Origin of the sequence: Calothrix sp. CCY 0018, from assembly GCF_963920925.1 — a bacterium.
Classification (GTDB): Bacteria; Cyanobacteriota; Cyanobacteriia; order Cyanobacteriales; family Nostocaceae; genus Rivularia.
Map to the genome: position 1 here is coordinate 142,443 of NZ_CAWUDI010000012.1, position 17,922 is coordinate 160,364.

Sequence of the window (17,922 nt, forward strand, 5' to 3'; positions counted from 1 at the left end):
AATAATAGCTCTTACTAAACTAATTCAATACCTTGATTATTCTTAGATTCTGGTAAAACTAAATTTTGTTGTCTTGGTTGTAGCTTTGGTAAAATTTGTTCAAAGTAATTTAAATCTTTCTGGCTCATATTACTTTTTAGCTTTCCTCCATCCTTTTCTAACAGCACACCACGTCCATCTTTCGCCTCAATATGCACATTTCCTTCTGGGCTAGCTCGCCATTTATAAGAAAATACACCATCAATTTCTACTTCCTGTTGTTGAGCGATGGCATACTGTACTAAAGCATTAGTAACTTTCTCTACACCCTTAAAATACTCGGCTTCTTGTTTACCTATAGGAGCAAAGGTTGTAGGTAGAGGTTCATTTTCCTTCAAAGAAAGTTGTAAACTGCTAATATCTTGAATTTGTGTGCTGTCCAAATTTCCTTGTTCAACTTTTATGCCCAAAGGGGTTGAACGAAACTGCATTATTTGTTTACCCGTTGCTTCGCTAGATACTTCGTATAAAGCACCTTGACGAGAAATTTGGTATTCTCCAGCAGTATATTGATTTGCTCCAGGTTGCGTTTCGAGATGAAATAAAGTTTTTAAAGATGCAGCACCTTTGTGTTGCACAGAACTATCTTTGAATTCGCGTATTCCCATTTTGATAGCAGAATTCACGCTTTGAACCACAGTTGAGACATTATTAATAGCTTGCTGCCACCATGAAGTATTTTTGGGTTGCTGCAATCTTTGTTCGATTAGCTCTTTATAAAAACTGCGTTCTTGCTGTAATGCTTTTAACTCAGTCTTTAATTGCTCAACCTCAGATAGAAGTATATTTTTTATAGGGCTATCTTCTAAAACTTGGAGAGATTCTTTAACTCTTGTTGAGCCATTGATAAATGGTAAACTTATATCTTCTTTGATTTCAGGTTTTTGGTTATTAGAATTGTTGCTATTTGAATCGCTGTCATAATCTTGCTTCTCATCAACTGTATTTGTATTACTTGTTTCAACAACTTCAGATTTACTTTGACTTTGATTTGATTCAGCTTGTAAAAAATTATTAACTAGTACTTTGCCATCTTTATCACTCTGTAAAATAACTTTTCCGTCTAATTCAACTTTTTTATTTATTACTCCCGAAGCTACATCACCAACAGGAGTAGAGCGTAATTGTTGAATTTCGGTAATTAGTTGAGGATTTAAAAGCTGTCCTGATATCCCAGATATTTCATCTCTAAAGTGATTATTATCTCGTCCGTAAATCAACCTATCGCCATCAAATATTTTCAAGTCTTGCTGTTGGTTCTCTCCTGAATGTTTGTCATTTAATAACGTTCTTAACAAACTTTCAATTATTCGTTCGTAATGCTGTTGCATCGCAGTCGCATCACCAGAGTTTAAAGTAAATATGTCACTCATAATGTTAATTCTTCCCGTATTGCTATACGATTTAGAAGCATATGCGAATCCACATAAAAGATTGCTAATTCTCCATCAAACATCCAAGCTACAAATTGGCTTTCTTGATTACTTAAACGCTTACATTCATAGCATCCAAACTTGTTAATCCTGCCAGCTAATAAACCATATTGGTCAAATATTTCTATGACGAAAGGACAGTAACCTACATCTAATTGTGGTTTATCAATAGCGGACATTAACATTTTCTGCCATTCGGGATACTTTTCTAAAAGAGATGAAACCTCTGTATTCCAGTGTGTTTGTAGTGTTTGCATTTTTTTTATCAATATTTTTGATTCCGCCGAAAGTAATAAAAAAAGAGACATCCTCAACATCTCATTTAAAACACACCCGCAAGCTCTTGGGGAGAAGGTAAAGCGCCAGGTTGTTCAGGTAGTGGAAATAATTCTTCTGCTAAATGAACACGTTCCAAAAACTGATTAGAACGTTCCGAGTCAGTAATTTGTACTCTATTATTTTGAACCAATCTTTCTCTTACAAATTCCCATTTCTCCTCAGACCAATTCATCTGCCCGATATCTGATAAGGGAACCTTTATTTTTTGCAACAACGGAACATAAGCTTCCGTACCCCTCTGGTAAGCTGGGTTAATAATTACTGCCCTCCCAGTACCCATCTTGGCAAACTGGGCTGGTTCTAATAGATGTCTTTTTTGATGATGTTCGTTAGTGCTGCGAGAGCCTCCCCCTTTCCCCGTACTGCGAGATTTAGAATTAAACTGAATCTCCATTTCTCCGAGGTAGTCGCTAAATAACTTCGCAGATTCGGGATCTTGGGGATTAAATATAAATTTAGTTGCAGTACCCCCTAAAATAGCTCTTGTCAGTTCCTTTCCGTAAACTTTCTCTAATTGAGCAATATTTTGATATCCTAAAATCCCCACCATGCCATCTTCCCTATTTTCGTTAAGCCAATTTACTAACGCTGGTAGGTACAAAGTTGGTAATTCGTCCAATGCCACAATCAAAGGGTCAGAACGGGGTACGGTACGCGATACATTGCGGGTAACAATCATATGCAAAATAGCTGCAAGTAAGGGACCTACAATATCTCGGTTATTTCTATCCAACCCAAACACAATCAATTGCTTTCCATCTAAATCCAACGGTAGCGTCGTTTCACCGCAAAAAGCACCTACAAAATCGCGTTTGAGAAAACGCTGAAACATTCTTTGTGCAGTACCGATAATCGACACTGCTGTTTTCTCAGAATCCTTAACGCTGATAAGTTGAGAAAGTGGTCGAGAAGTCCATACTTTGAGTTTATCTTTGGAAGCAGCTTCCATACGTGCCGCCAAATTTGGTAAAGATAAAATTGCTTGCGCCATCATTAAGTCGCAATATTTATCATCACCAGTTAAAGTTTTCACTGCTTTTGTTACCAGTAAAATACCTTCAACTAAACTATCGCCAGCTTCTTCAAAAAATTTATCGCTACTATTATTATTACGGTCAAAGTTACGAGAAATAACCTGCGTCATTTGTCCTGCTGCAATAGCATCTTCTTCATCTTTCAATAAATCCAAAGGATTACAAGTTTCACTTTCGGGGAATCCCGGCGCAAATACCCGCACTTTGTAACCACGTTTCATCGCATAAGCTACAGCTCGTTTAGTCTGCGCGGGGTACTTAAAATCATAAAGACACATTGGAAATCCTTGGTCAAAAGCACTACGGAGCAAGGGATCAATAACTGAAAATGTTTTACCAGAACCTGCTGCACCAATAGCAGAAATTCCTCTTTGAGCATCAGGGAAATATAACGTTTTTTCTGGCTCTTTCCACCTATGCAGTTTTTGAGTAAAAGAAGGTTTAGATTTTAATAGCCCTTTGGAGCGCCACTGTTTTTCAATTTGCGAACGTATATCTGGTGGAGTACCGACATAAAGTGCTACTGAATTACGAATTGGTTTGGCAATCTGCTTTTTAGCCTTACGTTTAGCTTTCTGTTTTTCACGTTTACCACCCCAGTAACTGGTTGCTACTTTACCCTTATGATTACCGCCGGATAAGAAATTGAAAATGGCGATCGCAGCAAAACAACCTATAAGCATCAGCCCAGATTGTGACTTCATTAAATCTGCCAGTCTTTCAATCTGTAAAGTTGTTGGTGTCGTAGTTGTCTGTAATTTAATAGTTGTCATTTTTTAGTTTTTCCGATAGGTGTCCAAGTTTCGTGGAAGTGCGTATATCTACCAGTATCAAAACAATATTCGTTCTCAGATACCATTATGAAGGTACGTTGTATTTTGAGTAAAAATTAGACAAGGAAAAGGTTTAAAAATACTATCATCAACTTTTATTAATTGTTGAGATGATGGTAAATTTGGATTAGCAATTATTTGTAAAAGACGTTCTCCCTCCGAGCGATAAACTTCATATAAACAGCCAGCGACACCACATAATTCAGGTGAACGATAATCAAATACAAATAATTCACCAGCGCCATTTAATGATATTTTTATAACTTTTATTGATTTTTTTTCTAACTTAGTTTTTGGGAGAGAAGATTTTACTTGTGCAAGTAGAGATTGAGGAACTGCATCGTAAGCATTCTCCCAAACATATTCTGATTTTTTATTAAATTGATATTTATTACTATTCGATTTGAAGCTTAATATCCATAGTAAAGTAGCAGTTAATATACATAAAGCAAATAAACTACAGGTGAAAAATTTAAAAGCTAAAAAATTATTGTGCCTCTTCATATGTCAAGATATAATGGTTTATAATTTTGATTCAATTTAGGAATATTTAATCAATACATTCCATATCTTTCATTGCTTCACTATATTTATCTACAACTGCAATACCATGCTTATTGACAGAATTACTTTCGTTAGCATTACTAACTTCTGAATCAATTGGAATATTTACACCACCAAAATGCATTTGACCAACACGTTCAATTAATCTTTCACCTGCAAATGTTTTTCCCGTAGTTGGGTCAATTTGTTTTGATGCTTTATCCAATAATTTATTCGTATCAGAAGCAATTAAATTCTGTTGTTCTGTAGGTGAAAAATATTGCACCATTTCTTCACCTGTAACTTCTTTACCTTTATCTAATCTAGTAAGAAATTTTGTCCCACCAGATTTACTCTTAATAATTTTTCTCACATTAGGACGGTATGACATAAATTGCATTGCTCCCAGAGAGCGACCGCAATTACCATTACCATCACAAAGATAATTCCCAACAGAGTTGTAGTTATCTTGAATATCAGAAAGCGCAGTGCTTAAAGCATCTATGTTAGTACCTGATATATGCTTTTTACTACAACTACCTTTGTTTGGTGGTAATAAATTAGATAAATTACTACTTGAAATTATGGGAGAACTATTAAAAGTAAATCCGCTACTTTTCAAACCTGTAGGAGTAGAAATAGAATTTTCACCATCTCCATTTATCAAGCCTAAAAATATAGGGTCTTTCTCCCGATAAGTCATAAATGGAACCGGACCGATAAAATAGGGTGTACATCCCAAATCAACAAAATTATTTCGCATACAAACCCGAAAGAATAAAGCTTGGGACATCATTCCATCTACTTCTGACACATCCCAAACTGCTACCTTAAAAGCATCGCCAAAAAGATGTCTGCCTGTAGGTTCTTTTCCGCCATTAACAGAACCTAAAATTCCTCTACCACCTTTGACTAACTGATATTTACCACTAACCCAGGCTTTACCTTTAACAGCATTAGAGCCAGATAACTCAACATGAGCGCAGTCTTTATTGCAAGGTACGGCGAAACCTTCTTTGTTACTTCCAGAAATTGTTCGTTGTCGCTGCTGTTCGTCGGTTCCAAAAGCAACGTCAACAATTCCGAACGTTCCACCGGAGGCGTTTATGGGATTGGGGAATTGGGAGAAAGGAACCGACTCCAAACCCGGAACAGAGTTGATATAAACCCCTTGCCATTTTTCAAATTCTTCAATTGGCGTTGTGGATAGTCCAGGTATGGAATCAATATTATAATTCGCCCCTTCAGCAATTTCAGAAAAATCTAACTTACTTAAATGTGGCGATCGCCCTAATAAATTACCAATCGTTTGATTACCATCTACAGAAGCAGATAATTTTTGAGATAATAGATCGGCAACAGGTTTAATTTCAGCAATGGGAATATTCTCTAACTCAGGAATTGCCGAAACCAAGCTACCTAAAGTTTGTAGTTTGATTACACCAAAGCTTCCTAAATTAAGTTTAGTCAAATCCTCGCCAGTAATTTGAGAAATATCAGCCAGCGAAAACTTTTGTAGTTCAAAAGAGTCCTGAAAATCACCTAGCATCATAAATTCTGCTATGTTTTGTCCTTCTTCCCAACTTCGATTGGGATTATAACCTAACTTTTTCTCAACATCTTGAGGTACTTGAAATGAGCCATCTGTATTAATAAAAGGCATTGTCGAAAAAGTAATTTGATTCCAGTCTGGTATACGAGTATTCTGCCAATTAACAGTTTTTATTTGAGTTTGTGTAGTTAAAGAAGCAGGTTTGTTTTGAGCCTGGGATGAAATAATGATTGCACTGCTCATTATTATTGATAAACCTATACTTTTATTTAAACTAAATTTTTTATTTGATAATTTCATAGCTTTAAACTTGAATTTTGAGTATGTCCTAATTCTTTTAAGCGATTAACCAACCGTAAAGAAATTCCATTTTTACGAGCAGCGATATTTATCTGTTCTCCCGCTCTCACCGAAACTAAAAAGTTTTGTATTCTTCTCATCAAGGGAGATTCTTGAGAAATTAAACGCTGTTGCTGGGCAATCTCAAGCCCTCGCGTTATTAACTGTAAATTCTCAATATCTGTAATCAGAAATCTATCAGCATTAAACTCTTCTTGAGTTGGTGTAATTTCAATTGTGTGGAATTTGGGTGTTTTATCCCCCATTGCTACCCGAAATAAATAAACCCGTCGCTTATCTTCACCTCTTGCTACTACCGTCAATAAGCTATTATTTGATGAAGGTAACTGCTTAAAATCCAAAGGTTTAATTTGACGTAAATGTAATACAGTTGCACCATTACCTGACTCACACTCTTTTCCCAATCCAGATAAACATCCATCAACATCTAAAGAAGCAATAGCAGGGTTATCCAACCATACCTTCTCAACTTTCTCACCAGTAGGGATAAATGAAATATTGACTCCATATCCAGGAGATAATTTAATTAAAGGTATTTCCCTTTCACTATTTCCAGTCGCAACAGTATTGCTTATTCGCTTTACACCATTTTTCATCTCACCAGCAATTACTTTTATAGAAATACTGGTAAAAGTTAGTATGGTAGAAATTGAAAAAATAATAGTTTTTTGTACAAATTTTTTCATCGTTCACTGAAGGTAAAGGATTGATTCACAAATATCTGTACATCCCTATTAGCAGGGACATACCAAACCTTTTTGCGCCGTTCAACTTCTGATGATTTACGTTTATTACGCTCCTTAATTTGTTCGGTAAGTGGTTCAAATCCACCTTCTAGAACAGCACCCAAAATATTAGAATTACCTCGTCTAATAGAAGAAAAACTACTATTACCGCCAAAACCACCCGAAGTAGAGAATTGCTCGGACTTGGGTTGATTAAGTACTTTACCAACTTTAGAAAGGGAACCGACTACAAACGTTTCTGCATCCCGTGCGGCAATATCTTCACCTTTATTACCTTGCTTTGAAGCTATCAAAGGTTTACCCGAATTTCCACGAATACTAATTGCTTGTTGAGGAAGGATATATTGCTTGCCGTTAATAAGAATCTGCGCTGCTTGGAGTTGTACTAATCCAGATTCTTGAATGTCTTTTATAGTCACAACAATCTGAGTATTTTTTGGAAGAGTAATAAAACCATTGCTATCTTTAAGGGGTTCGGTAGTTTGAATTATAAAATTTTCTTTCCGATCAAACTTTGATTGTTTGGGATTAGCATTATTAGTTGAATCTTTATCCCAAATCAATGGTGTCAGCAATTTACCCTGAATGGTAGAACCGACTTTTAGTACTCCTACAGTTTCGACAGATATACTTCTGCCTTCGTTCAAAATTCGAGCCTCTTCTGCGTAAAGTGGTTCGGGATGAATAGCAGTTTCAACAGTTCGATTAGAAACCATTAAAGGAACAGAAAGGGGCATTTTTTTAGGCTTTAAGTCTTCCTCACTTACTGCAACTTCTGTTTGCTCTGAACTTCGTTGTTCGTTTTTTGTTAAAGTATTTATCGCAATTTCAGCGCTACCATAACTTCCCAACTGATTAGTTGCTACCCATTGTTTCATTGGGTCGATTACGTCGGGTGGTTTCTCAGGGATAGGTGGTGGTGATACTCTTCTTACGGGAGAAGGTATTGGTGTTGAATTAGGCTTGATTACAGTAGACGGGGGAGAGGGAGGCAAAGCTCTTGAGGGAGGATAATCCACGGGTGTTGGATAATTATTTTGCCGTATGGTCGGACGAGGTACTGTTCTATAAACTGGTGTTCTACTTGTTACTGGCGTTATTACTGGCGGTCTTTCAACGGGGGCTATATTTTTCCTTTGAATGTTAGTATTCTCTTTGTTCAATTTTCGGGGAATTTGAGAATCCGTTTTTGGAATCGGTGTTTTAGTATTTTTTAACTCTTCTTGTGACTTAATTTTTTCTGCTTGAGTTGAGAGAGCCAATGAAGCCTTTAATTTTCCGTTCTCTACTTCTGCTGGTTTAGTATCTTCTTTAAAAAGAACTTTCGGTTTTTCAGATTTGCTAGCTGTAAGCTTCGGTGCAGTTCTTGGTTTGCCAGAAATAATAGTATTTAGGAAAGTGGCTCCTGTACCAAACACAACCAGTAACATCAAACCTACTGCACCAAACTTAGCGAAAGGATTAGTTGCAAAAGTTGGCTGAGTTTTACTATCATGTGGCGAGTCAAATAATTCGTGAGTATCAACTACATTCTTATTTGTGCTTTGTACCTCTGTACCGTTTTCTTCTTGTTCGTTATTGCCTATTGGCTCATCAATAGAACTAATCGTTTCTATATCAGTTTCTTCAACAGTATTATTTTGATTATCAGAATAATCATAGCCTAGTAATTTTGCTAAACTTTCTTCATTCCAACTGGTTTCAGATTCCTGGTTTTCTTCTTTAACAACATTTTCATCATTTAAATTTTCATTCATCACAGATTCTCCTGTGGTAAATCTCGTATTGCATAAATTTCTAAACCACTTGAACGTACTTGATAAACTAAGAAGGCAAGTCCATCAACTTTGTTAGGAGGAGAAGGTGCTTCTACTGCTCGTACAAAAATTTCTTTATTGAATGGAATCACTTCTCCCAACTTATTACTTTGTTCAAACATAGTAAGGTTAGCAACCATCCTCACTTTCCATTTACCCTCAGCGATTTTTACTGGTTGTTGAAAATATTGTGGAACAAAAACTACTTGCGTTTTTCCTTTAAACACTCCTGAAGGCGTAATGTCAGCAAGCAATTCTAAAAACTGTTTACGAAAATCTGACGATAAAGCGTAGGATGCTTGCCATGCTCCATAAGTAACTTTACCCCTACTATTGCTAATTGAACGAATATCTACACCACTATCGGACTTGGGTTCATAAGCATCTTCAACTGTTGTAGCTGGTAAATTTCCCGACCAATTCATCATCAAAGTCATTGTATCGGAAACGAAGCGTAGTACTACCTGGGGTGTGCGTTCTAAACTTCCTAATTGAGCAACTTTAATTGATTTACCACTTTCTAATTGCACTAAAGTTGGAGGTGCTTTTTTACTTAGTTGAGAATAGGAACCGTACAACAGAAATAAAATAACGAAAGCTAAAAGATGTAACCCAAAAGTTCCAACAGTGAACAATGCTAAAGTATCACTTCTAGAAAAACGAGTTGCACTACGATTCAAAAATTTTAAGCGTCTGTTTTCATTGGAAGAGTTTAAATTTTTATCAATTGTCATATATTAAATATCATTGATTATTTTCTAACAAATCCAGTTACAACTGAAGAAAGTCCCAAACTTGCAATACTTGAAAAACTCCTCAAAATAGCCATACCTCCACCCGCAGCTAATGCGACAGATAAAATAGGGGCAAGAATACCAATAGAAAAAGCAAAAATCATCGGGTCATTATTGTTGGTATCCATAACCAATGTGGCAACCAAACCAGAAATTATATTGAAACAAAGTTTTATCATTCCTACTGAAAAGAAACCCGTCAACCAAGCGAAAATTGCTTTGTTCCCTACAGGTAGTAATGAACCTCCGACGGCTAGAGGTCCTAATAATGCTGTCAGCAACATAGAAACTTCTACAATCCACTGAAAGGCGATACTAAAAGCCAACAACCACCCCCGAACCGTTAATTGAAAGATATTAGTGTTGAAAAAATCGTTGATACCTTCAAGAAAATTGGGATTGTTATAAGAAATTTTTGATTCAATTTCTTGAGCTTGTTTTTGGGCATTTTGTAAGCATTCTGCTTGTTGAGTGGGGTCAGCGATCGCGTTACATTGAGTAATTAATGTTCTTATTGCGTCTCCCGAACCAGTTTTAACCATTACTCGCTGATAAGCTTCTTGCAATTGGATAGAAGCAGATGTACTTTCTAAAAGCGTTTGATTTGTTTGGTTGATAATAGTCCGTATGCCAAGAGTTGCTTGTGATAAAAGTTTGGCATTGTTGGTAAGTAAAACTATTACGACTAATGGCCAGATGATTTCTGAGAAAGCTTTGCTGTTATCACCATCAACCATTTCTCTCGTCCATTGCACCATAAAAATTAATAGAGTTCCGACAGCAAAGAAAATTCCCAGATTGGCGATCGCACCATACAATCCCCCACCAAGTACGTCATCCCACAGTTTATCCATCGACTGAGCAACAGCTTCGCTCGCGGCGATTCCATCCTCCGTAATCGTAGAAGCTGCTTGCCCAGGATTAGGGTTTTCAACTTGAGCAAGAATGAGTCCCCAATGTAGTAATAGGAATGACATAAAGACAATCCTCTTAAAACAATCTTGCTTGTGATGCTGTTCTTAAATTACTAAAGCCTTGACCAACTATTTCCTTGTTACGCATTTGATTTTGACCATCTAAAGACCTTGAAATGTTAGTCAAGTTTAGATTTGCTAAATCTTGCGATTGTTTCGATCTCAAACCATCCGCACGCATTGCTCCTAAAATCGCTGCGGTTGATGTATTTTGTTGGGCAATTCGCTTCATCACATTCTGTGTAACTACCTCGTCTTGAGCTGCGGCTGCATAAATTTGAACTCGTTCAATAGAGGTTTGGGTTTTTTCAACTTCTTGAGTAGTAGATTGTTGTCCATTTTTGCCCAATGTACTGTCTATTACAGCACGAGTAATCTGACGATCAACTTCATTTGTTACTTGTTCTACCGTATTTACAGCAGTATCTGAAGTTGCTGCAACGCTTTCTACTTCTGTACGAGCCTCGGTAGCGTCCGGTAAACCTAATACACCAAGCGTTTCATTAATAGCTGCTTCTATATCTTTACCTAAAGAGGCACTCAACGGTTCTAGTTTGTTCTCCAATATAGATCCAACATAATTATCAAAAGATTTTAACTCCAGTTTTAATTGGTCGAGAGTGTTTCCGATAACTGGTATTGATGATGCGCGAGCGCTGGTTATACCTACAATAGAAATAACAATTGCTCCTCCTAATCCGAAAAATACTAGTTTTTTCTTTCTCATAATTACTCGATTCCTTATAGCTTTACAAAGCTTTTACTAATTGTTTAGAAAATTCTGTTACAGCCACGAATTTATCTGAATATTTCGTCATCGCAGCAGTTCTGCACTCTTGTTCTATAGGATTATTCGCTACTATTGCGAGTAAATTAAGCGGTGGATAATAACGAGTACCTGTAAAAATTCCGTTATCATCAAGCAACCATTGAGAATAAAATCCTTCTTTTTTTGGAAAAAAGCTTTCTGTTGCATTACAAGCAATTATCTCTAAAGGATACTTCAGAATTGAAATGAAACTATCAACAGCATTGGGTTGAATGCGTCCAATTAAACGAGTAGTTAAATTCTGAAAAATTTTTGCCCCCGATGGAGATTGAGCAATACTTTCTGGGTCTTGGGCTGATAAAATAACTCTTATCCCTGCTTTTGCTCCATTTGCACAAAGTCTTCCAACTAGTGCTGCAATTGAGTCATATTCAAATAAGATAGGACTCTCATCAATAAAGAATATACTGGCTTTCTCTGATAATGCTCGTCGCAATGCAGCGCTATAAGCACTCAAACTTAAAATTGCCGCATCGTCATCATTTGATAAGTTACGCAGTGCAAAAATTAGCAATCGCGCATCGCTACGAAAGGTGGAAGGTTGGGCTAAGGATTGTCCGACTCGGGATGAAAGCCAAAATCGCAAGCGTAATTTTATCGTTTCTAATGCGGCTTTGGTATCGCCACTCATCGAATCTAAACGCAATCGCTCGTGGGAACAAAAACTTAAAAAGTCATGCAGGGTAGGCATTGTAGACCACTCAGGAGAACTAAAGCCGTTAACGTATGCTGCGGCATATCTATCGCGTATCAAATCGTCTTCAAAGAAAGCTTTTAGTCCTAATGCCAAGATAGAACGCACGGTATCTGTAAGTGTTTGCGACTCTGCACCACCAGAACCCCGACGGCTACCTACAATCATTGTAAGTAAAGCTGTTGCAAGAAAATCTTTGTAGTCGGAGAATCTTTCTTGCTGCAATTTAGGTGGAAGAGAACGTAAGTTAGGTAGCTCAAATAAATTACTGGATTCCTTACCGATATCAAAATAAGCACCATCGTCACCCATAAATTTACTGTAGTCAGTGAAGGTGCTTGTTCCATCAGGTTTCGGGTAATCCATAGCAACTACAGGCATTCCATACGCTAAAGCCTGGGTAATGATGCCTGATGCCATTACGCTCTTTCCTGCACGGGTGGTAGCAAATAGTCCTAAGTTCTTATGTTGAGTGTACAAGTTGAGAAATATTGGCGTTCCTCCTTGGGAGGCAATTAATTCAAAACCATCATCATCACCCTTCTTTGTCCTCACTAATGGTAAAAGCCCCGGTACTTCCCCACTTAGATAAACCAGTCTGCGATTAAAGGGAACTGTCATCAAACGCTCCCAGGTGATAGGCAGAGTTTGCAACCAAATCCGCCAAGGGTATTCGGTTTCTCTCACCACCCATGCGGGACGCAGAAAACTTGATTGTAAGTAACGACAAGCTTCGTCTAATTGCTCGCGGGTGTTGCGATACACTAAAAACACAACCGCAGTATGAATGGGTACAGCTCCTTCATATAATTCTGACTGCGCGTCGATTGATTTTTTGATATTAAGTAAGGATTTTACATCTACCGAATTCTTCTGTTGAGCAATAGTAGCACTTGTATTTGACTGTTTTGTAAGACGCTGCATATTGGTTTTCACCAGTGTTTCATTCGCACGCATCAACTGACAGTAGATTTCAGTGTCGTAAATTCTCTCTTTTGATAATACCTCCCATAGATACTGCATTTGTCGTTCTTTATCAGTCCAGCCACCGGGTTTTTCTACAAAAGTTAATGCGCCTATATACTTATCTTTAAGATGTACCCAGCGTTTATCTGCTACAGGAACAGAAGAATCGGATTCCATTAAAAGAGATTTAGGGGCAATGTCTGAGTAAATTTCTTCATGCAATCCGTCTTCATTGAGAACTAAAAGCTGGGGAATTGGACGCGGTGGAGTGTCGTTAAAGCGCTGCCATAAAATTTTCCAAAGTTCTTCTGCACCCAAGGGACGAATATCCAAACCCATCTTGTTAGCAAGCAGCTGCTCCCAAAGTTGGAAACCATCGGTAAAAGAAGAATATAGTAAACGCTCAATCCGAACAAATTGTAACTCGTTAATTTCGCCAGTGAATGATTTCCATAAGCGTTCTAACTTGGAAAGCCCTTTTTCTATAGCGTCATTTGCACCGTTGGTATCTTGTTCTATGGTGTAGGTGCAGTACAGACGCAGGGTTTTGGGTTTACGGATGCCTTGTTGTGTTAGTTGTTGGATGCGAGCGCGTTCACCCATTAATAGGTATTGCAATTCTTGGTTAGGGACGGCTTCACTCAAGTTTTTTAGTTGTTGCTGTCTTTGTGTATCGTTGGTAAAAGAACTTAAATGAATTGTCAGACGTTCCCCAGATGGTAAATCTTTTAACCCTGATTCAATCGCATCAAATACTGGCGAAATTTGTTCGTTACGTAAAGTAGAGTGAATACCCGCGCACTCGAAGCCAAAATGAATCATAAAATTGTTGGTACCCTTTCTTAAAACATAGGCACCTACAGAGCGTCCTTGGAGATTTATCTGTAGCATTGATACTAAAGATAAAGCATCTTCTAATGGCGTTAAACGAACTTTATCTGTTCCATTGTCAACTGTGCGTTTGCCAACTTTTGATTGAACGCTCATTTTCTATGTTTTTTATTTGAGTGGACTTGTTTAGTTTTTGTATCCATAAGCTGCTGATAACGTATACCGACTCTAGTCCAGTTAGGAGTAGCTACAAATTTAGATAAAATTCTCCAAGCACCATTAGCAGTCAGCACCCACCAGGTGGAAATTCCCCAAGTTGCGATCGCGATTGTCCAAACCCAATTTAAGCGTAGTAAACCGTGAGCGAGGTAATAAGAACTTCCACAAATAATTGCCCAAGGAACTAATTGGTCTGCTGGGAAAGGTCCGATTAATGGTTGTTTTCCTAAAGTGGCGTTGACAGTACGATATTTTGATTTATTTGATTCCATATTTTTTAATTGTGCTGGTTGATTAATAATTACGAATTACGAATTACGAATTATATTCATCCTCCTGGTGCTGCACCACCTCCACCACCAATAATTAGATTCGCTAAGACATCACCTATTGTCACGGCAATTAAAATAATCATCGGTGTACGGGCTAAATTTTGCCAATCCTCATTTTCTCTTGCGGATTGGATAACCTTCACTAAAGATATTCCTAAGTAAATTAAAAACAAACCTCGCAATACATTGAAGACTAATGGAATTGCTTCCCCTGCACCTGTAAATTGTCCTGTCATCCAGGTTTCTGCGTTTTGAAAAAACTGTGCTTGTGCTGGTGTTGATAGTGCATCTAGCAGGAAAAAAGTACCCACGATTATGAATATAGGTGTGGATAATCTATAGTGCCGAAAAAGCTTTGAGAGAAAATCAAAAAACTCATTAAAGTTATGTCGCCAAGTTATTGCAATTGTTGCACAAAACAAGAAAGTTAATGTTGTAACGCTTGCTAGGCTTGGATTAATGATTGCATTTAGTACTGTGATTCCAATCGCAGCAACCCATAAAGAGAAATTAGATATTGAATAAAACGAGAAATAACGTTTTGGGGACATCGAACTTTTAGGGGATGTTCTCAGGGACATGAAATTTTTAACTCAATCATTTCATATATATCTGATAACCCGTTTTAGCTTCAAAATGAATCAACCGATTTAGGTAAATTAAAATCGGGTTTTTCTACGTTTAAATATAATTAAATATGACTACAATTATTACTAATCAAGATACTGATTTTATGTATAACTACATTATTTCTATTTACTCACGTATCAAATAATTATTTTTAATTCATATTTAATGTAAGTTTACACAATTTAGTTTGTTAAATTAATAACAAATATCTATGTATACTACATAGATATTTTTCTATATCATTAGATATAGAGACACTATTACAACGCTATTTCTTTATAGCTATAGACAGTCTTTTAAGGAATCTGTGCCAGTACATTACTACAAATTCAAAAATCCCAATATTCTTCCTCCCATTCCAAATCCCATAACTCTTCATTAAATACTTTGGTTGCTCGATCAAGTTTCAAGTTATGTGCTGCTTTAACGCACTTTCTTGACTGCCATCCAACATTTGGATATCTTCCGTACAAGTATCTAACTGCATTCTTACAATCATTGATAACTGGAATATTCAATTTTAAACAGTTCCTCAAATGTATTCCTAAGTAAATTGCTTCCATCTCATAATTCTGAAAATTATGTTCTTCAAATTCGGGTGTAGAAATTATTAAGACTCGAACCCAACGGTGATTTTCATAAATTGCTTTAGCTACTACTACGTTGACTTCTTTGGGAGTCCAATCATAGTTTTCAAGAAATTCTTCTATACTTTCATCATCGAATTGATTAATATCTATACCAAGTTCGGTAAATAAATCGCTAATATCTGCTCCTTCCCAATACGATGAATACCATTCTTTTATTTCTTCAGAACTAAAGAATTCACAAGCTTTCTCGAATGACATTTTTTCCCAACCAGCATCACATACAATTTCGTTTCCGGTTTTGGAAATAGTAAATAACTTTTCATCTTCAAGGTTCCACGGGAATCTACCTTTTTTTGAACGCTTCTTTTTTCCCATTATTCGTCTTCATCATTAAAAACTAATAAAGTAAATTTAGCTAAGAAACCTTTGCTATTAAGTAAGTAATTCTTCAATTTTCTCTAACAGCTTTTCTAAACGATTCCACTTTTTTTGGTCTTCCCAAACTCGCGCCTGTTTGACTTGACGAATTGTGTTTTCAACACGCTCTTTTCGTCCGGACGATTCTTTAGGTGGGAATGTATCCTTCAAGCGTGATTGAATTTCAGTTAAAGAAAGATTTTCATAAATTGCTGTTTCAAGTAATTCTTTTCGTGCATCTTTATCTTTTAATCGAGCAATGACCTTCGCTTTAGTATATGCAATTTTTCCCTGACGCAGCACCTCTAAAACATCTTCAGGGAGATTCAATAGTGGCAAGCGGTTTTTAACAAAAGATTCCCAGGTCATTAACCCCAAGCTAGCAAAAATTTCCTCAACCATCTTTGCTTCTGGGTTAGGCATAACGTTATGCCTAGATTCCGAAGGCTTTTCTATAGAGTTCTTCATTTTATACAACAAGGAAGTAATATTTGCAACATCAGTTGACAAACGAAGTGCCAAAAGCTGCAAAATACCTTCTGTTTCTTCTACCGGATTCAAATCCTCGCGGCAGAGATTTTCAATTAGAGAAAGCTGCATTGCTTCTTCATCACTGAGTTCCCGAATAACAACTGGTACTTCAGCAAGTTGAGCTTCTTTTGCAGCCCGATAGCGTCGTTCACCAGCGACCAGTTCATACTTTTCATCCGAGCGCGGACGTACTAACAGAGGTTGCAGTACTCCATGCTGACGTACCGACTCCACCAATTCCAGCATTGCTTGGGGGTCGAAATAACGCCTTGGCTGCTCGTCAGGTAAACAAATTACTTCGATAGAAATTATCTTCGCGGCAGCTTCCGCTTCTGCTTGAGAATCCCCAAACAGAATATCCAGGGATTTCATTTGCTGATAAGGGCGATCGCGTCTATTTTTATTACTCATGATGCGATTTTCTCCAAACGAGAAGCAATTTTCTTTAAAATAGGCACTGCGGGGTGTTTGCGGTTTAGCACAGCCAACGGTACGTGGTCTTCTGATGCATCGGCAAAGGCAGTAGAACGAGGAATTGCCGGGTAAACAACACCCACTTTTTGTAACTGCTCTTTAATCGCTTGCAAAGTACGAGCATCTTGAACGTTACGACCATCGTACATGGTGGGAATGAATCCAGCTATCTGTAATTTTTTATTCGGGCGCGATCGCACTCTTGCAACCGTATTCAACAATAACTCGGTTCCACAAAATGCTTTGTATTGAGTTTGGATTGGAACAAGTACGTGGGTTGATGCTACCAAGCTGATATAGCTTAAAAGCCCTAAACTAGGAGGACAGTCAATCAAAATAAAATCATATTGGTCGAGCATCGGCTCTAAAGCTTCTTTAAGCCGCATATCCCGTAAATCCGCTACTACTAGTTCTAATTCAGCAGCACTAAGGTTGATGTTAGCTGGAGCTAAATCGATACCGTGAATATTTTTGTGAATAGGTAGTGGTGAAGAGTGCAAAATTGAATCGTAAACTGTTTCGGTAAGAGAGGATGGTTCTACACCCATAAAAGTAGTCAATGAACCTTGGGGGTCCATGTCTACTACAAGTACCTTTCGGTTACGCTCTTGTATATGGTAAGCGAGATTCATAGCTAAACTCGACTTCCCAACGCCGCCTGATTGGTTAAATAGTGTAATTACGCAACTCAATTTATTACCCCAAAAATAAATTTTTTAATCAAATGACGCAATGGTTTTAAAAGAAGCGTCAGTAAATTTTTTTGTGCCGGTTGTGAGCGAAGGTGTTCGTTAAGGTACAACAAACAAATTGGATAGAAGCCTATCAATATAAGGCTTTTCGGTATTTTAAACCTAATATTGATGATTAAAAGACGATACAAATGACTATTTAATGGAAAATATCATTTTGTGAAGATAGGGTTATTGTACCATTATTGTTTTG

At 37.2% G+C, this 17,922-nt stretch carries 16 protein-coding genes; all 16 read right to left on the minus strand.

The genetic code is table 11. The features are described 5' to 3' along the window. Window positions 1-14: 14 nt before the first annotated feature. The gene (locus ACM03V_RS11280) at window positions 15-1,412 is read right to left on the minus strand and encodes a hypothetical protein (protein ID WP_414620873.1); all 1,398 of its coding nucleotides are present in this window, start codon (window positions 1,410-1,412) and stop codon (window positions 15-17) included. Next, window positions 1,409-1,729 carry a hypothetical protein gene (locus ACM03V_RS11285; protein WP_414620874.1) on the minus strand — a complete coding sequence of 107 codons (321 nt, stop codon included), beginning with the start codon at window positions 1,727-1,729 and terminating at the stop codon, window positions 1,409-1,411. Before ACM03V_RS11285 ends, ACM03V_RS11280 begins: the two co-directional genes overlap by 4 nt. 65 nt (window positions 1,730-1,794) lie before the next feature. After that, window positions 1,795-3,618 (minus strand): type IV secretory system conjugative DNA transfer family protein, encoded by a 1,824-nt coding sequence (locus ACM03V_RS11290; RefSeq protein WP_414620875.1) that lies wholly within the window; start codon window positions 3,616-3,618, stop codon window positions 1,795-1,797. Window positions 3,619-3,693: 75 nt separating this feature from the next. Continuing rightward, entirely contained in the window at window positions 3,694-4,182 is a 489-nt protein-coding gene (locus ACM03V_RS11295; protein ID WP_414620876.1) for a hypothetical protein, read from the minus strand. A 46-nt stretch (window positions 4,183-4,228) separates the two neighbouring features. Next, window positions 4,229-6,073 (minus strand): hypothetical protein, encoded by a 1,845-nt coding sequence (locus tag ACM03V_RS11300; protein WP_414620877.1) that lies wholly within the window; start codon window positions 6,071-6,073, stop codon window positions 4,229-4,231. Continuing rightward, window positions 6,070-6,819 carry a hypothetical protein gene (locus ACM03V_RS11305; RefSeq protein WP_414620878.1) on the minus strand — a complete coding sequence of 250 codons (750 nt, stop codon included), beginning with the start codon at window positions 6,817-6,819 and terminating at the stop codon, window positions 6,070-6,072. The genes ACM03V_RS11300 and ACM03V_RS11305 overlap by 4 nt, the downstream gene beginning before the upstream one ends. Further along, entirely contained in the window at window positions 6,816-8,636 is a 1,821-nt protein-coding gene (locus ACM03V_RS11310; protein WP_414620879.1) for a TrbI/VirB10 family protein, read from the minus strand. The genes ACM03V_RS11305 and ACM03V_RS11310 overlap by 4 nt, the downstream gene beginning before the upstream one ends. Further along, window positions 8,636-9,430, minus strand: coding sequence for a hypothetical protein (locus tag ACM03V_RS11315; RefSeq protein WP_414620880.1), 795 nt, complete (start codon window positions 9,428-9,430; stop codon window positions 8,636-8,638). Before ACM03V_RS11315 ends, ACM03V_RS11310 begins: the two co-directional genes overlap by 1 nt. A 17-nt stretch (window positions 9,431-9,447) precedes the next feature. After that, entirely contained in the window at window positions 9,448-10,467 is a 1,020-nt protein-coding gene (locus ACM03V_RS11320; RefSeq protein ID WP_414620881.1) for a hypothetical protein, read from the minus strand. A gap of 13 nt (window positions 10,468-10,480) precedes the next feature. Beyond that, complete coding sequence (locus tag ACM03V_RS11325; protein ID WP_414620882.1) at window positions 10,481-11,191, minus strand: hypothetical protein; 711 nt, start codon at window positions 11,189-11,191, stop codon at window positions 10,481-10,483. A 22-nt stretch (window positions 11,192-11,213) separates the two neighbouring features. After that, complete coding sequence (locus tag ACM03V_RS11330; RefSeq protein WP_414620883.1) at window positions 11,214-13,940, minus strand: hypothetical protein; 2,727 nt, start codon at window positions 13,938-13,940, stop codon at window positions 11,214-11,216. Beyond that, window positions 13,937-14,275 (minus strand): hypothetical protein, encoded by a 339-nt coding sequence (locus ACM03V_RS11335; protein ID WP_414620884.1) that lies wholly within the window; start codon window positions 14,273-14,275, stop codon window positions 13,937-13,939. The genes ACM03V_RS11330 and ACM03V_RS11335 overlap by 4 nt, the downstream gene beginning before the upstream one ends. Before the next feature lie 56 nt (window positions 14,276-14,331). After that, a complete protein-coding gene (locus ACM03V_RS11340; RefSeq protein WP_414620885.1) occupies window positions 14,332-14,646 on the minus strand; it encodes a hypothetical protein in 315 nt (104 codons plus the stop codon). Window positions 14,647-15,294: 648 nt separating this feature from the next. Continuing rightward, the gene (locus ACM03V_RS11345) at window positions 15,295-15,930 is read right to left on the minus strand and encodes a hypothetical protein (protein WP_414620886.1); all 636 of its coding nucleotides are present in this window, start codon (window positions 15,928-15,930) and stop codon (window positions 15,295-15,297) included. A 57-nt stretch (window positions 15,931-15,987) separates the two neighbouring features. Next, entirely contained in the window at window positions 15,988-16,914 is a 927-nt protein-coding gene (locus ACM03V_RS11350; RefSeq protein WP_414620887.1) for a ParB/RepB/Spo0J family partition protein, read from the minus strand. Next, window positions 16,911-17,669, minus strand: coding sequence for a ParA family protein (locus tag ACM03V_RS11355; protein WP_414620888.1), 759 nt, complete (start codon window positions 17,667-17,669; stop codon window positions 16,911-16,913). Before ACM03V_RS11355 ends, ACM03V_RS11350 begins: the two co-directional genes overlap by 4 nt. Window positions 17,670-17,922: the final 253 nt, after the last annotated feature.

Bases quoted from the DNA above. Each gene is read 5' to 3' on its own strand.
- ACM03V_RS11285 (WP_414620874.1), bottom strand. From the start codon at position 1,729: ATGCAAACACTACAAACACACTGGAATACAGAGGTTTCATCTCTTTTA.
- ACM03V_RS11300 (WP_414620877.1), bottom strand. From the start codon at position 6,073: ATGAAATTATCAAATAAAAAATTTAGTTTAAATAAAAGTATAGGTTTA.
- ACM03V_RS11295 (WP_414620876.1), bottom strand. From the start codon at position 4,182: ATGAAGAGGCACAATAATTTTTTAGCTTTTAAATTTTTCACCTGTAGT.
- ACM03V_RS11290 (WP_414620875.1), bottom strand. From the start codon at position 3,618: ATGACAACTATTAAATTACAGACAACTACGACACCAACAACTTTACAG.
- ACM03V_RS11330 (WP_414620883.1), bottom strand. From the start codon at position 13,940: ATGAGCGTTCAATCAAAAGTTGGCAAACGCACAGTTGACAATGGAACA.
- ACM03V_RS11315 (WP_414620880.1), bottom strand. From the start codon at position 9,430: ATGACAATTGATAAAAATTTAAACTCTTCCAATGAAAACAGACGCTTA.
- ACM03V_RS11305 (WP_414620878.1), bottom strand. From the start codon at position 6,819: ATGAAAAAATTTGTACAAAAAACTATTATTTTTTCAATTTCTACCATA.
- ACM03V_RS11320 (WP_414620881.1), bottom strand. From the start codon at position 10,467: ATGTCATTCCTATTACTACATTGGGGACTCATTCTTGCTCAAGTTGAA.
- ACM03V_RS11335 (WP_414620884.1), bottom strand. From the start codon at position 14,275: ATGGAATCAAATAAATCAAAATATCGTACTGTCAACGCCACTTTAGGA.
- ACM03V_RS11325 (WP_414620882.1), bottom strand. From the start codon at position 11,191: ATGAGAAAGAAAAAACTAGTATTTTTCGGATTAGGAGGAGCAATTGTT.
- ACM03V_RS11350 (WP_414620887.1), bottom strand. From the start codon at position 16,914: ATGAGTAATAAAAATAGACGCGATCGCCCTTATCAGCAAATGAAATCC.
- ACM03V_RS11310 (WP_414620879.1), bottom strand. From the start codon at position 8,636: ATGAATGAAAATTTAAATGATGAAAATGTTGTTAAAGAAGAAAACCAG.
- ACM03V_RS11280 (WP_414620873.1), bottom strand. From the start codon at position 1,412: ATGAGTGACATATTTACTTTAAACTCTGGTGATGCGACTGCGATGCAA.
- ACM03V_RS11345 (WP_414620886.1), bottom strand. From the start codon at position 15,930: ATGGGAAAAAAGAAGCGTTCAAAAAAAGGTAGATTCCCGTGGAACCTT.